A 14289-nucleotide genomic window follows, 5' to 3' on the forward strand; every position below is an offset into this window, starting at 1 on the left:
CATGACAATAACTCCACAACACCTGATTGCGCTGCTACCGCTGCTGATCGTCGGCTTGACGGTGGTGGTTGTGATGCTCTCCATTGCGTGGCGACGCAATCACTTCCTCAATGCCACGCTGTCGGTCATTGGGCTTAACGCTGCTCTGGTTTCGCTTTGGTTTGTCGGCCAGGCCGGGGCAATGGACGTCACGCCGCTGATGCGCGTTGACGGCTTTGCGATGCTCTACACCGGGCTGGTGCTGCTGGCGAGCCTCGCCACCTGTACCTTTGCCTACCCGTGGCTGGAAGGCTATAACGATAACCAGGAAGAGTTCTACCTGCTGGTGTTAATCGCCAGCCTGGGCGGAATTCTGCTGGCGAACGCTAACCATCTGGCGGCGCTGTTCCTTGGTATTGAACTAATCTCACTGCCGCTGTTCGGCCTGATTGGTTATGCTTTCCGCCAGAAACGCTCGCTGGAAGCCAGTATCAAATACACCATCCTTTCCGCCGCCGCCTCGTCTTTCCTGCTGTTCGGGATGACGCTGGTCTATGCGCAGTCCGGCAACCTGTCTTTCGAAGCGCTCGGTAAGAGCCTCGGCGATGGTATGCTGCACGAGCCGTTGCTGCTGGCGGGCTTTGGCCTGATGATTGTCGGTCTGGGCTTTAAACTCTCTCTGGTGCCGTTCCACCTGTGGACGCCAGACGTATACCAGGGCGCGCCTGCGCCGGTTTCCACCTTCCTGGCGACGGCGAGCAAAATCGCTATCTTCGGCGTGGTAATGCGTCTGTTCCTCTATGCGCCGGTAGGCGACAGCGAAGCGGTACGCGTGGTGCTGGGCATTATCGCCTTTGCCTCTATCATCTTCGGTAACCTGATGGCGCTGAGCCAGACCAACATCAAACGTCTGCTCGGTTACTCTTCTATTTCTCACCTCGGCTATCTGCTGGTGGCGCTGATTGTCCTGCAGAGCGGCGAGATGTCGATGGAAGCGGTAGGCGTTTACCTGGCCGGTTATCTGTTCAGCAGCCTCGGCGCGTTTGGCGTGGTCAGCCTGATGTCCAGCCCGTTCCGCGGCCCGGATGCGGATTCTCTGTACTCTTACCGTGGTCTATTCTGGCACCGCCCGGTTCTTGCCGCGGTGATGACGGTGATGATGCTGTCGCTGGCAGGTATCCCGATGACGCTGGGCTTTATCGGCAAATTCTACGTGCTGGCGGTCGGCGTTCAGGCCAGCCTGTGGTGGCTGGTCGCCGCCGTGGTGGTGGGTTCCGCGATTGGTTTGTACTACTACCTGCGCGTTGCGGTGAGTCTCTACCTGCACGCGCCGCAGCAACCGGGACGCGACGCGCCGACAAACTGGCAGTACAGCGCAGGCGGTATCGTGGTGCTGATCTCCGCGTTGCTGGTGTTGGTACTGGGCGTCTGGCCGCAGCCGCTGATTAGCCTTGTGCAACTGGCGATGCCGCTGATGTAATGCCGCGTTGATGATGTCAATAACCGCCGATTTATCGGCGGTTGAGGCTGATGAGCAATACCTGAGCCTCTAAATGTTGGATTGCATCCAACTTATGAAAACCTGTGACGCATAGAGACCATAGACTCGTTGGGTGAGGCGTAGCCGAAACCCAACACTTTTTCAACGAACACAGAACCAGATGCCGGATAAGGCGTAGTCGCCATCCGGCATCAACGTTGTATTAGTGGCGTAGGTTGGGTGGAGCGAAGCTAACCCAAATTCATACCCAACACGTCCCGACGAACGAAGAGCCGGATGTTGGGCGGTTCCGTAAGCGCCAGCGGTTTCATATGGGTAATTCACAATAATTGTCGAAGTGTTAAACATATGGCCCATTACTCCGCTATAAAAATTATAACGTGACTGTCATTTCTCAGGCATCGCTGATAAAAACTCAGCAGTTTGTCCATTTCTTGCATCAGGCAGTGGAACAATTCTCTCAACTGTTTTCGTGACCCGTTTCCCGGATAAATGTCTATCTCATCGACTTCAATGGGAAAAATTTGATCTGAAGCGTATTTCTGTCAGCGTTTTTCAAGGCGTCCGATCGCGCTCACTTCATTATTTCATGTGACGGCGGCATACAATATCTTTCCATCAATAACGTGAGTGTCTGCACGGCTTAATGGATTGCTGTTTGGTGGGTTGTAAAAGGAAGTATCGGCGAGGGCACAGTGCAGATAGTCCCCCATCTTATATATTCACTTTTGGTAAATCGGTCACCTGTAAATAGTGTTCTTCACGCAGAATCTGTGGGTCGAACGCCAGCAACTGATTAAGCCGTTCATCTTAAACGTAAATATTATTTACCTCAAAAATATAATTATCTTTTTTATTATTGGTGGCTATTAACGCAGGTAAAATTATTTTCTACTTTCGTCATGCTGATAATAAAAGTAAAGCGGAATATAATGCAGGACATCTGCAGAGAATTACCCGAATATAATTGAAAAGGAATTTGTATGCTTAACGGAAAAACATTAATGCTGTTGTTGGGTGGGGTTATTCTCTCGGGCTGTGGGCCGGAGCCCTCCGACCCGCAGGGAAATAATCCGGCTGAGTTAAAACAGAAGCGGACTATCCAGAAAGAAAATAGCGCTCAGGCCGGGGATGACACTGTCCAGAAAAGACAAGCCGAGGCCGCCCAACAGGCTGCGAAAAAAGCAGCCGAATATGCTGAAGCCAAAGCCCTGGCAGATGCCAAAGCGGCATCTCTGGCAACAGCCGAAGCACCGCAATATGTAATGCAGACACGTGCCGCGGCACCAAAAGCGTTCGCTGCACAAGGCGGTAATGTAATGGGGACCGCGCGTTACGAACACTACGATGAAAATCCGATTAAACAGGTAAGTCAGGCGCCGCTCGCCACGTTTAGTCTGAATGTAGACACTGGCAGCTACGCTAACGTGCGGCGCTTTCTGAATCAGGGACAACTGCCGCCGCCGGAAGCCGTGCGGGTAGAAGAGATGCTCAACTACTTTCCCGCCCCTCAGCCCGTTGCGGATAAGCAGGATAACACTAAACCCATTGCGGCCTGTATACCGATGCCATTTGCGGTTAAATACGAACTGGCTCCCTCGCCGTGGAACGCGCAGCGTACGCTATTAAAAGTTGATGTTCAGGCCCGGGACATGCAGACCAGAGATCTACCACCTGCCAACCTGGTTTTTCTCATTGATACTTCCGGCTCTATGCAGCCAGCGGAACGCCTGCCGTTGATCCGGTCGGCGCTAAAACTGTTGGTGAACGATCTGCGTGCGCAGGATAACATCACGATTGTGACCTACGCGGGCGGCACTCACGTCGCGCTGGCGTCTACAGCGGGAAATAACACAACCGCGATTAAAGCGGCAATTGATAATCTGGATGCTTACGGGAGTACCGGTGGTGAAGCGGGATTACGACTAGCCTACGAGCAGGCCGAAAAAGGGTTTATCAAAGGCGGCGTTAACCGCATTTTGTTGACCACCGACGGTGATTTTAACCTCGGTATTACCGATCCCAAAGACATCGAAGCGCTGGTAAAAAAAGAGCGCGAGAAAGGTATTACCTTATCTACGCTGGGCGTCGGCGATGACAATTTCAACGAAGCCATGATGGTGAGAATTGCTGATGTGGGTAACGGCAATTACAGCTACATCGACTCCCTCTCTGAGGCGCAAAAAGTCCTCAAGGATGAGATGCATCAAACGCTGGTCACCGTTGCCAAAGATGTAAAATCGCAAATCGAATTTAATCCGCAGTGGGTGACTGAGTACCGGCAGATTGGTTATGAAAAACGCCAACTGCGCGACGAGGATTTCAATAACGATAAGGTTGATGCCGGTGATATCGGCGCGGGTAAACACGTCACGCTATTCTTTGAACTGACGCTTAACGGGCAGAAAGCCTCGGTGGATAAACTGCGCTACGCCCAGAACAAAGCCGCCTCAAAGACAACAAAATCAAGCGAGCTGGCGTGGATCAAATTGCGCTGGAAAGCGCCGCAGGGCAGCGAAAGTACATTAGCCGAGTTCCCGGTCGTTATGGGAAAGATGCCGATCTTTGCTGACGCCTCTGAAGATTTTCGTTTCCGCGCGGCGGTAGCGGCTTTCGGGCAAAAACTGCGTGGCTCAGAAACGCTGGCAGATACGACCTGGCCGCAAATTATTAAATGGGGTGAACAGGCGCGCGGGGAAGATAGACAAGGCTATCGCGCGGAGTTTATTAAACTGGTAAAACTGGCGGAAGGCTTGTCTCACTAAGCGTCAGGGGATGCCTGTACTGTAGGCATCCCCTGTTACGTCAGGCGCTTTTGCGGCTGATCAGTGGTCCCTGGCTGTTTGTTGCTGCGCGCTCCAGCATTTCCTGAATGACCGAAGAGAGTTCGTTAATCTCAAACTTAGCCACGTAGCCGTCGGCCTTCACCTTACGTATATGATCTTCATTGGCGCTGCCGGAAAGCGAGGAGTGGATAACGACCGGGATCTTTTTCAGCCGTTCATCGGTTTTAATTTTACGCGTTAACGTAAAGCCATCCATCTCCGGCATCTCAAGATCTGTCAGGACCAGCGCGATTTTCTCGCTAATTGGCTTACCTTCGGCCTCCGCTTCCTGCGCCAGTTGCTGGATTCTCTCCCATGCATCCTTGCCGGTCACATGCATCTGGTGCGGAATTCCCATCGCGTTCAGCCCTTTTTCCAGCATCGCGCGGGCGACTTTGGAGTCTTCCGCCACAATGGCTACCGCGCCTGGGGTAATATAAAATTTATTGGTCTTCAGATTGGTGGCGCGCAGATCGTGGCTGGAGGGGACAATATCATAAAGGATCTGCTCAACGTCGAGCACCAGCGCTAGGTTGTTGGTTTCTTTGTTGTCATCCAGGCAGGCAATACTGGTGATGTAGCGACCGTTGACGGCTTTCTCGGCGGTATGCACCTGTTGCCAGTCAAGACGCATAATATTTTCCACCGACTCGACGGCAAATGCCTGTACGCTGCGCGCATATTCGGTGATCAGCAAAATATTCAGCCCGGTTTCCGGCTTGCAGCCCGCTACCGCTGGCAAATCAATCACCGGAATGACCTGATCCCGAATATTGACCATGCCCAATAGCGGCGCTTTCATGCCTGCCGGGCGCGTAAAGGCGGGCATTGGTACGATTTCGCGCAGCTTAAATACATTGATGCCGAACAGCTCTGACTTCTGTTCATGCAGCGATGTACCAAGACGGAATAACAGCAGTTCAAAACGGTTGGACAGGGTTAAATTGGCCCTGTCATCAATATCTTTCTGAAAATTGTCCATCCTAACCTCATTATGAAAGCCTGCCTTTTTTAGTGTTATCGGCAATGAGGACAAAAAATGGAGCGCTAAACCGGGAAAACAGAAAAATCGTAAGCCAGCTCCGTCGCCGGGAAAATAGCGCGGCATTCCGCCAGTAAGCGCTGACAGCCTTTATCGTCATAGCGTGAGCTAATATGGGTCATGATTAGCCGACCAACGGCAGCTTCCCGCGCCAGCGTCGCGGTTTGACGGGTGGAGCTGTGTCCGCGAGCGTTGGCTTTCTCCTCCATTGACGCATCCAGCGTGGTTTCATGAACCATCACATCCACACCCTGCGCCAGCGCGAGGGCGGCCTCGCAGGGCGCGGTATCGCCGAAAATCGCCACTGATTTCCCGGCCACGGCGGGAGCAAGGTAGTCGGCGCCATTGATCTGCCTTCCATCGGCAAGCGTGACGGTTTTTCCTGCCTTCAACGCTTGAAACAGCGGGCCGGGCGTAACGCCTGCGGCTTTTAACGCCCTGGCATTCAGCGCGCCAGGCTTGTCATGTTCAACAACGCGATATCCGTAGCACTCCAGTGGATGCTCCAGCCTGAACGCGGTCACTTTACGCAGACCGTCGTCAAGAATATCACCTGCGCTAATTTCTTCAATTTGCAACGGAAAATCGGTCCATGAACCGCTAAGACGCAGTGTGGTTGCAATAAACTCACGCACGCCTTGAGGTCCGTATACGGTTAGCGGATGGGGGTTCCCCGCCATCGACCGGCTGCATAGCAGACCCGGCAGGCCAAACAAATGATCGCCGTGAAGATGGCTGATAAAAATGCGCTCAAGCTTACCGGGATGAAACGCGGTATTAAGCATTTGATGCTGTGTCCCTTCGCCGCAATCAAAAAGCCATACTCCCGGCTGCGTTGGATGTTGCAGATGTAATAAAATTGCCGTTACATTGCGTGAGCGCGTGGGAACGCCTGCGGACGTACCTAAAAAAATTAATTCCATCTTGTCCATACACGTTTGGTTATCGTTTAACCCAAGATTACCACAACACAGGAGCGCATCATGATTGACTGGCAGGATCTCCACCATAGCGAACTTACCGTTCCTCAACTTTACGCGTTACTCAAATTGCGCTGCGCGGTCTTTGTGGTAGAACAGCGCTGTCCTTACCTGGATGTGGATGGCGATGATTTAGTCGGCGACAATCGGCATATTCTGGGCTGGCATCAGGATGAACTGGTGGCGTATGCGAGGATTCTGAAAAGCGATAACGAATCAGACCCGGTTGTCATTGGCCGGGTGATCGTCAGCGATGCCTGGCGAGGGGCGAAACTGGGCCAGCAATTAATGGCGAAAACGCTGGAATCTTGTGGGCGGCACTGGCCGGATAAGCCGCTATATCTGGGGGCGCAGGCGCATCTGCAACCTTTTTATGCGCGGTTTGGTTTTATTCCCGTCACCGATGTTTATGACGAAGACGGCATTCCGCACCGGGGAATGGCGCGGGAGGTTCATCAGGCATAAACCGAAACCGTTGACTATAGTTAGGAGCAGGTGTTAACACAACGGAGAATGAGAATGTCATATCAATTTGGTGAATCACGTGTTGATGATGATCTGACTTTGCTCAGCGAAACGCTGGAAGAGGTTTTACGTTCCTCAGGCGATCCCGCCGATCAAAAATACATTGAGCTGAAAGCCCGCGCGGAACAAGCGCTGGAAGAGGTGAAAAACCGCGTAAGCCATGCGTCGGATAGCTATTATTACCGGGCAAAGCAGGCCGTTTATAAAGCGGATGACTACGTTCATGAAAAACCCTGGCAGGGTATTGGCGTAGGCGCGGCGGTAGGACTGGTACTTGGACTGCTGCTGGCGCGGCGCTAAATCCCCCCACTGAACAGAATTGCAACCCTCCCTAAATGAGGTACTGCTTTTTTAGGGCAGTACCCCGTATAATGTGGGGTTTTTAACAGGGAGGGTCCGCGTGCATTCTATTACTACTGCGCTGGAAAATCTGACGCGTCAGCTATCGCAAGAGATACCGGCGACGCCAGGGCTTTGCGTTTTCGATGCGCCTTTCCCTTTAAACGATGCCTTCGATGCATTGAGCTGGCTGGCCAGCCAGTCATCCTTTCCGCAATTCTACTGGCAACAGCGCAATGGCGACGAAGAAGCTGCCGTTCTCGGGGCCATCACCGTATTTTCATCGCTCGATCTGGCGCAACGGTTTTTACGTCAGCACGCGCAGCCTGACCTGCGTATTTGGGGGCTGAATGCGTTCGAGCCGAAAGAGGGCTACTTATTGCTGCCGCGGCTGGAGTGGCGACGTAGCGGTGGTACGGCGACCTTACGCTTACATCTGCACAGTGACGTTTCGCTACGCGATGATGCGCGCCAGGCGAAAGCGTTTCTCGCTTCTCTGGTCGGCATTAAGCCTGTTCCGGCGCTACGCCTTTCGCTCACGAGCGAACAACACTGGCCGGACAAAGACGGTTGGGTGAAGCTGATTCAGCAGGCCACCCACACCATTGCGCAAGAGGCGTTTGATAAAGTTGTGCTGGCGCGGGCCACCGACTTACAATTCTCCCGTCCGGTCAATGCCGCCGCGATGATGGCGTCCAGTCGTCGTTTAAATCTCAACTGCTACCACTTTTTTATGGCCTTTTCCGCCGATACCGCCTTTCTGGGATCATCGCCGGAGCGGCTCTGGCGGCGGCGTGAAACGGCGCTGCGTACCGAAGCGCTGGCCGGGACGGTGGCGAACCATCCGGATAACCATAAAGCCTGGCAGCTTGGAGAATGGTTAATGAAAGACGATAAAAACCAGCGAGAAAATATGCTGGTTGTCGAAGACATCTGCCAGCGACTGCAAAACTGCACCCACTCGCTGGATGTGCTGCCGCCGCAGGTGCTCAGACTGCGCAAGGTACAGCATTTGCGCCGCTGTATCTGGACGGCGCTTAATCAGGCGGACGACACGCTCTGCCTGCACCAGTTACAGCCTACCGCAGCGGTCGCCGGGATCCCTCGTGAACCCGCGCGTTGTTTTATAGAACAACATGAGCCGTTCGAACGTGAATGGTATGCCGGGTCGGCAGGCTATCTCTCCACGCGGCAAAGTGAGTTTTGCGTGACGTTACGTTCAGCCAAAGTGACGGCCAATGTGGTGCGATTGTATGCCGGCGCGGGAATCGTCCGCGGCTCCGATCCGGAACAGGAATGGCAGGAAATAGATAATAAAGCGGCCGGGTTACGTACCTTATTGCAGATGGATGCGTAATGAGTCACATATTCCCGACCCATATCAATAATCCATTTTTGCAGCTCTTTATACTTAGTCCCAATGATTGATACCGGACAAACTCATGTCAGTAAGTGCATTTAACCGGCGCTGGGCGGCGGTCATCCTGGAAGCCTTAACCCGTCATGGCGTCAGGCATGTTTGTATCGCCCCTGGTTCCCGTTCCACGCCGCTCACGTTGGCGGCGGCAGAGAATCCTGCTTTTATTCACCATACGCACTTTGATGAGCGTGGGCTTGGTCATCTGGCGTTAGGGCTGGCGAAAGTCAGCCAACAGCCGGTTGCCGTTATTGTCACTTCAGGTACCGCCGTGGCGAACCTCTATCCGGCGTTGATTGAGGCGGGGCTGACGGGCGAGAAGCTCATTTTACTTACCGCCGATCGCCCGCCGGAGCTGATTGACTGCGGCGCCAACCAGGCGATCCGTCAGGCAGGGATGTTTGCCTCGCACCCCTCCCAAACTTTGTCGTTGCCGCGTCCCACGCAGGATATTCCGGCGCGCTGGCTGGTGTCGACCATCGACAATGCGCTCGCCATGCTTCATGCGGGCGCGCTGCACATTAACTGTCCTTTTGCCGAACCGCTGTATGGCGATATGAATGACACCGGTCTGGTCTGGCAGCAGCGTCTCGGCGACTGGTGGCAGGATGAAAAACCCTGGCTGCGCGAAGCGCGTCGACTGGAAAGCGACAAACAGCGCGACTGGTTCTTCTGGCGACAAAAACGCGGCGTTGTCGTCGCCGGGCGTATGAGCGCGGAAGAAGGCAAAAAAGTGGCGCAGTGGGCGCAAACTCTGGGATGGCCATTAATTGGCGACGTATTGTCGCAAACCGGGCAGCCGCTGCCGTGCGCCGACCTGTGGCTCGGCAACGCCAAAGCGGTGACCGAACTGCAGCAGGCGCAAATTGTCGTCCAGCTTGGCAGTAGCCTTACCGGAAAACGCTTACTGCAATGGCAGGCAACCTGCGAGCCGGAAGAGTACTGGGTAATCGACAATATTGAAGGTCGTCTGGACCCTGCGCACCATCGTGGACGCAGACTGGTAGCGAAAATCGCCGACTGGCTGGAACTGCATCCGGCGGAAAAACGTAAACCGTGGTGTGTAGAGATCCCGCGTCTGGCGGAACTGGCGTGGCAACGGGTGGTCGCCCAGCGAGACACCTTTGGCGAAGCGCAGCTGGCGCACCGTATCCGCGACTATCTGCCGGAGCAGGGGCAATTGTTCGTGGGCAATAGTCTGGTGGTGCGTCTGATCGACGCGCTGTCACAGTTGCCGGCCGGCTATCCGGTATACAGCAATCGCGGGGCGAGCGGCATTGACGGCCTGCTTTCCACGGCGGCGGGCGTGCAGCGCGCCAGCGCTAAATCGACGCTGGCTATCGTCGGCGATTTATCCGCGCTGTACGATCTTAACGCGCTGGCGTTACTACGTCAGGTATCCGCGCCGTTTGTGTTGATTGTGGTCAACAATAACGGCGGGCAAATCTTCTCCCTGCTGCCGACGCCGCAAAGCAAACGTGAGCGCTTTTATTTGATGCCGCAAAACGTCCATTTTGACCATGCGGCCGCCATGTTTAACCTGCGCTATCATCGCCCGGAAAACTGGGAAGAACTGGAGTCTGCGCTGGCTGGCGCGTGGCGAACCCCGGCGGCAACGGTGATTGAGCTGGTGGTAAACGATACGGATGGCGCGCAGACGCTGCAGCAACTTTTGGCTCAGGTAAGCCATCTATGATGTTGCACGCGCAGCACATGCCCGGACAGCCTGGGGCGCCCTCGCTGGTTTTCCTGCACGGTTTTTCTGGCGATTGCCGCGAATGGCAGCCAGTTGGCGAACAGTTTCACGGCTGTTCGCGGCTTTATATTGACTTACCGGGACATGGCGGATCTGCGGCTATTCCGGTCGGCAGATTTGCCGATGTCATCAGATTACTGCGCGCTACGTTAATTAGTTACAACATACTAAAGTTTTGGTTGGTGGGATACTCCCTTGGCGGCCGGGTGGCGATGATGGCAGCCTGCCAGGGAATACCAGGCCTGTGCGGCCTGGTGGTCGAAGGCGGTCATCCGGGGCTGCAAAATGAACAGGCGCGCGCTGAAAGACGATTGTCCGACGGGCGCTGGGCAGAGCGTTTTCGTCGTGAACCCCTGACTGAGGTTTTTCACGACTGGTATCAGCAGCCGGTGTTCGCCTCGCTGACGGCGCAGCAAAGGCAGGCGCTGACGGCGCTGCGTAGCCAGAATAACGGCGAAACGCTGGCTGCGATGCTGGAGGCGACATCGCTTGCCGCCCAGCCGGATTTACGCGAGGCGCTCAACGCGCTGGCATTTCCGTTTTATTATTTATGTGGCGAACGCGACAGCAAATTCCGCGCCCTGGCGCAGGAAGTGGCGGCGACATGCCATGTTATTCGTAACGCCGGACACAACGCGCATCGGGAAAACCCCGCTGGCGTGGTAGACAGTCTGGCTCAGATTCTGCGTCTCTGACTAAAGGACACACTATGATCTATCCTGATGAAACAATGCTTTACGCACCGGTAGAATGGCACGACTGCTCGGAGGGTTACACCGACATTCGTTATGAAAAATCCACCGACGGTATTGCAAAAATCACCATTAATCGTCCGCAGGTGCGCAATGCATTTCGTCCGTTGACCGTCAAAGAGATGATTCAGGCGCTGGCGGATGCCCGTTACGACGACAACGTGGGCGTGATTATTCTGACCGGCGAAGGCGATAAAGCGTTTTGCGCGGGCGGCGACCAGAAGGTGCGCGGCGATTACGGCGGTTATCAGGATGACTCCGGCGTGCATCACCTGAACGTGCTGGATTTCCAGCGCCAGATTCGCACCTGTCCAAAACCGGTTGTCGCGATGGTCGCGGGATATTCCATCGGCGGTGGCCATGTGCTGCACATGATGTGTGACCTGACCATCGCGGCGGAAAACGCCATCTTCGGCCAGACTGGTCCGAAAGTTGGCTCCTTTGACGGCGGCTGGGGCGCTTCGTATATGGCGCGTATCGTTGGTCAGAAGAAAGCGCGTGAAATCTGGTTCCTGTGCCGCCAGTACGATGCGCAACAGGCGCTGGACATGGGGCTGGTTAACACCGTCGTTCCGCTGGCGGATCTGGAAAAAGAGACCGTGCGCTGGTGCCGCGAAATGTTGCAAAACAGTCCGATGGCGCTGCGTTGCCTGAAAGCGGCGCTGAATGCCGATTGTGACGGTCAGGCCGGGCTGCAGGAGCTGGCGGGCAACGCTACCATGCTGTTCTACATGACCGAAGAAGGGCAGGAAGGCCGTAACGCCTTTAACCAGAAGCGTCAGCCTGACTTCAGCAAATTCAAACGGAACCCATAATGCGTAGCGCGCAGGTATACCGCTGGCAGATCCCCATGGACGCGGGGGTGGTTCTGCGCGACAGGCGGTTAAAAACTCGCGACGGGCTGTATGTTTGTCTGCGTGACGGCGAGCGTGAGGGATGGGGAGAGATCTCTCCGCTGCCGGGCTTCAGTCAGGAAACGTGGGAAGAGGCGCAGACGGCGCTACTAACATGGGTGAACGACTGGCTTCAGGGGAGCGAGGGATTACCCGAGATGCCTTCGGTCGCGTTTGGCGCAAGCTGCGCGCTGGCGGAACTGACAGGCGTATTGCCGGAGGCGGCGGACTATCGCGCTGCGCCGTTATGCACTGGCGATCCTGACGATTTGGTGCTGCGGCTTGCCGATATGCCCGGCGAGAAAATCGCTAAGGTCAAAGTGGGTCTTTATGAAGCGGTACGCGACGGCATGGTGGTTAATTTGCTGCTGGAGGCGATCCCGGATCTGCATCTGCGTCTGGATGCGAATCGCGCCTGGACGCCGCTAAAAGCCCAACAGTTCGCAAAGTATGTTAATCCGGATTACCGCGCTCGTATCGCCTTTCTCGAAGAACCGTGTAAGACGCGGGATGATTCCCGCGCCTTTGCCCGTGAAACCGGCATCGCGATTGCCTGGGACGAAAGTCTGCGCGAAGCGGATTTCACCTTTGAAGCCGAAGAGGGCGTCAGGGCTGTGGTTATCAAACCTACGCTGACCGGATCGCTTGATAAAGTGCGTGAGCAAGTCGCTGCCGCCCATGCGTTGGGACTGACGGCGGTCATCAGCTCTTCGATCGAGTCCAGCCTCGGCCTGACGCAACTGGCGCGGATTGCCGCCTGGTTGACGCCGGGAACGCTGCCTGGACTGGATACCTTGCATCTGATGCAGGCGCAACAGATTCGCCCCTGGCCCGGTAGCGCGTTGCCTTGTCTGAAGCGTGAGGAGCTGGAACGACTGTTATGACATTCACGGATTGGCCGTGGCGCCACTGGCGTCAGGTTCGCAGTCAGGCGCCCGCTCTGCGCCTGAACGATGAAGTGCTAAGCTGGCGCGCCCTCTGTGAGTGTATTGATGTGCTGGCGGGCGGGTTTGCCGCGCAGGGCGTACGCGAGGGCGATGGTGTCCTGCTGCGCGCCGGGAATCAGCCGCGCACTCTGTTGGCATGGCTTGCGCTGATGCAGTGCGGCGCGCGGGTTCTGCCCGTCAACCCGCAGTTGCCCCAGACATTGCTGGAGGCGCTGGTGCCGAAGTTAACGCTGCGTTTTGCGCTGACACTGGAAGGCGAAAATGCGTTTTCTGGATTAACCGCGTTGCAGATACAAAAGAGTACAGCGGCGTATGCTGTGGCCTGGCAACCGCAGCGTCTGGTTTCCATGACGCTGACATCGGGTTCCACAGGATTGCCAAAAGCGGCTGTACATACGTGCCAGGCGCATCTTGCCAGCGCGCAGGGGGTGCTTTCGCTAATGCCGTTTGGCCCTCAGGATGACTGGCTGCTATCGCTGCCGCTGTTTCATGTATCCGGGCAGGGTATTATGTGGCGTTGGCTCTTTGCCGGGGCGCGCATGACGGTACGCGATAAGCAACCGCTGGAGCAGATGCTGGCAGGGTGTACTCATGCTTCGCTGGTGCCGACGCAGCTGTGGCGGCTGCTGGCGAATCGGGCGGCGGTGATGCTGAAAGCCGTTTTGCTCGGCGGCGCGGTGATTCCGGTTGAACTCACCGACCAGGCCAGCAAACAAGGGATTCGCTGCTGGTGCGGGTATGGGCTCACGGAGTTCGCGTCTACGGTATGCGCCAAAGAGGCCGATGGTTCGGATGATGTTGGCGCGCCGCTTCCTGGCAGAGAGATCAGAATCGTCGATAATGAAGTCTGGCTGCGCGCCGCCAGTATGGCGGAAGGTTACTGGCGTGATGGCAAACTGATCCCGCTGGTTAATGACGAAGGCTGGTTTGCCACGCGCGATCGCGGCGAGCTGAACCACGGCAGGCTAACCATCGCCGGGCGGCTGGACAACCTGTTCTTTAGCGGCGGCGAAGGCATTCAGCCGGAGGAAGTCGAACGCGTTATTAATGCGCATCCGCTGGTGCAACAAGCCTTCGTCGTGCCGGTAGAAGATAAAGAGTTTGGTCATCGTCCCGTTGCGGTTGTGGAGTATGCATCGCAGGCCGGAGACGCGAACCTCGCTGAATGGGTCCGTGATAAGCTGGCGCGTTTTCAACAGCCGGTTCGCTGGTTGACGCTGCCGTCAGAACTGAAAAACGGAGGGATTAAAATATCTCGCCGTGCGCTCCAGCAGTGGGTGTGTAAGATCTGTAAAAATTAATGTTAGGTTAATATACAACCATTCCATCGCTA

Annotated in this window: 13 protein-coding genes; 10 read left to right on the forward strand and 3 right to left on the reverse strand. The window is 55.5% G+C overall.

Annotation, left to right across the window (positions count from 1 at the left end; genetic code table 11):
- The first annotated feature begins 1 nt into the window (after nucleotide 1).
- Nucleotides 2-1459, forward strand: a complete 1458-nt coding sequence (nuoN, locus tag ACLJRU_RS14930; RefSeq protein WP_023235096.1) for an NADH-quinone oxidoreductase subunit NuoN — start codon at nucleotides 2-4, stop codon at nucleotides 1457-1459.
- A gap of 377 nt (nucleotides 1460-1836) precedes the next feature.
- Here the strand turns inward: nuoN and ACLJRU_RS14935 are convergent, their stop codons facing one another.
- Nucleotides 1837-2004, reverse strand: coding sequence for a DUF1877 family protein (locus ACLJRU_RS14935; RefSeq protein ID WP_223557573.1), 168 nt, complete (start codon nucleotides 2002-2004; stop codon nucleotides 1837-1839).
- 459 nt (nucleotides 2005-2463) lie between these two features.
- Here ACLJRU_RS14935 and ACLJRU_RS14940 point away from each other — a divergent pair, with 459 nt between their 5' ends.
- A complete protein-coding gene (locus ACLJRU_RS14940) occupies nucleotides 2464-4245 on the forward strand; it encodes a vWA domain-containing protein (protein WP_023235095.1) in 1782 nt (593 codons plus the stop codon).
- Between the two features lie 40 nt (nucleotides 4246-4285).
- Here ACLJRU_RS14940 and ACLJRU_RS14945 read toward each other — a convergent pair whose 3' ends face one another.
- Both ACLJRU_RS14945 and rbn read right to left on the reverse strand, forming a co-directional pair.
- Complete coding sequence (locus ACLJRU_RS14945) at nucleotides 4286-5287, reverse strand: chemotaxis protein (protein WP_001540507.1); 1002 nt, start codon at nucleotides 5285-5287, stop codon at nucleotides 4286-4288.
- Between the two features lie 65 nt (nucleotides 5288-5352).
- On the reverse strand, nucleotides 5353-6270 hold the full coding sequence (gene rbn / locus ACLJRU_RS14950; protein WP_000419093.1) for a ribonuclease BN: 918 nt from the start codon (nucleotides 6268-6270) through the stop codon (nucleotides 5353-5355).
- 60 nt (nucleotides 6271-6330) lie between these two features.
- On the opposite strand from rbn, the gene ACLJRU_RS14955 reads away from it, so the two are divergent.
- The 8 genes from ACLJRU_RS14955 to menE all read left to right on the forward strand — a co-directional run bounded on the left by ACLJRU_RS14955 (nucleotide 6331) and on the right by menE (nucleotide 14257).
- Entirely contained in the window at nucleotides 6331-6792 is a 462-nt protein-coding gene (locus ACLJRU_RS14955) for a GNAT family N-acetyltransferase (RefSeq protein ID WP_000568155.1), read from the forward strand.
- A 54-nt stretch (nucleotides 6793-6846) separates the two neighbouring features.
- Entirely contained in the window at nucleotides 6847-7152 is a 306-nt protein-coding gene (gene elaB, locus ACLJRU_RS14960) for a stress response protein ElaB (RefSeq protein ID WP_001522308.1), read from the forward strand.
- 100 nt (nucleotides 7153-7252) lie between these two features.
- Nucleotides 7253-8548, forward strand: coding sequence for an isochorismate synthase MenF (menF, locus tag ACLJRU_RS14965; protein WP_000555674.1), 1296 nt, complete (start codon nucleotides 7253-7255; stop codon nucleotides 8546-8548).
- 85 nt (nucleotides 8549-8633) lie between these two features.
- Nucleotides 8634-10304 carry a 2-succinyl-5-enolpyruvyl-6-hydroxy-3-cyclohexene-1-carboxylic-acid synthase gene (menD, locus tag ACLJRU_RS14970; RefSeq protein ID WP_000116391.1) on the forward strand — a complete coding sequence of 557 codons (1671 nt, stop codon included), beginning with the start codon at nucleotides 8634-8636 and terminating at the stop codon, nucleotides 10302-10304.
- Complete coding sequence (gene menH / locus ACLJRU_RS14975) at nucleotides 10301-11059, forward strand: 2-succinyl-6-hydroxy-2,4-cyclohexadiene-1-carboxylate synthase (protein ID WP_000979141.1); 759 nt, start codon at nucleotides 10301-10303, stop codon at nucleotides 11057-11059. Before menD ends, menH begins: the two co-directional genes overlap by 4 nt.
- A gap of 14 nt (nucleotides 11060-11073) precedes the next feature.
- A complete protein-coding gene (menB, locus tag ACLJRU_RS14980) occupies nucleotides 11074-11931 on the forward strand; it encodes a 1,4-dihydroxy-2-naphthoyl-CoA synthase (RefSeq protein ID WP_000640013.1) in 858 nt (285 codons plus the stop codon).
- Complete coding sequence (gene menC, locus ACLJRU_RS14985) at nucleotides 11931-12893, forward strand: o-succinylbenzoate synthase (RefSeq protein WP_001255561.1); 963 nt, start codon at nucleotides 11931-11933, stop codon at nucleotides 12891-12893. Before menB ends, menC begins: the two co-directional genes overlap by 1 nt.
- Nucleotides 12890-14257, forward strand: coding sequence for an o-succinylbenzoate--CoA ligase (menE, locus tag ACLJRU_RS14990; protein ID WP_023235094.1), 1368 nt, complete (start codon nucleotides 12890-12892; stop codon nucleotides 14255-14257). Before menC ends, menE begins: the two co-directional genes overlap by 4 nt.
- The last annotated feature ends 32 nt before the right edge of the window (nucleotides 14258-14289 follow it).

This window comes from Salmonella sp. SAL00653 (genome assembly GCF_046552515.1).
In the GTDB taxonomy this organism is placed as follows: Bacteria; Pseudomonadota; Gammaproteobacteria; order Enterobacterales; family Enterobacteriaceae; genus Salmonella; species Salmonella enterica.

What these genes read in the sequence shown, in the direction of transcription:
- nuoN (WP_023235096.1), top strand. Translation starts at nt 2, where the DNA reads ATGACAATAACTCCACAACACCTGATTGCGCTGCTACCGCTGCTGATC.
- ACLJRU_RS14940 (WP_023235095.1), top strand. Translation starts at nt 2,464, where the DNA reads ATGCTTAACGGAAAAACATTAATGCTGTTGTTGGGTGGGGTTATTCTC.
- ACLJRU_RS14945 (WP_001540507.1), bottom strand. Translation starts at nt 5,287, where the DNA reads ATGGACAATTTTCAGAAAGATATTGATGACAGGGCCAATTTAACCCTG.
- rbn (WP_000419093.1), bottom strand. Translation starts at nt 6,270, where the DNA reads ATGGAATTAATTTTTTTAGGTACGTCCGCAGGCGTTCCCACGCGCTCA.
- ACLJRU_RS14955 (WP_000568155.1), top strand. Translation starts at nt 6,331, where the DNA reads ATGATTGACTGGCAGGATCTCCACCATAGCGAACTTACCGTTCCTCAA.
- elaB (WP_001522308.1), top strand. Translation starts at nt 6,847, where the DNA reads ATGTCATATCAATTTGGTGAATCACGTGTTGATGATGATCTGACTTTG.
- menD (WP_000116391.1), top strand. Translation starts at nt 8,634, where the DNA reads ATGTCAGTAAGTGCATTTAACCGGCGCTGGGCGGCGGTCATCCTGGAA.
- menH (WP_000979141.1), top strand. Translation starts at nt 10,301, where the DNA reads ATGATGTTGCACGCGCAGCACATGCCCGGACAGCCTGGGGCGCCCTCG.
- menB (WP_000640013.1), top strand. Translation starts at nt 11,074, where the DNA reads ATGATCTATCCTGATGAAACAATGCTTTACGCACCGGTAGAATGGCAC.
- menC (WP_001255561.1), top strand. Translation starts at nt 11,931, where the DNA reads ATGCGTAGCGCGCAGGTATACCGCTGGCAGATCCCCATGGACGCGGGG.
- menE (WP_023235094.1), top strand. Translation starts at nt 12,890, where the DNA reads ATGACATTCACGGATTGGCCGTGGCGCCACTGGCGTCAGGTTCGCAGT.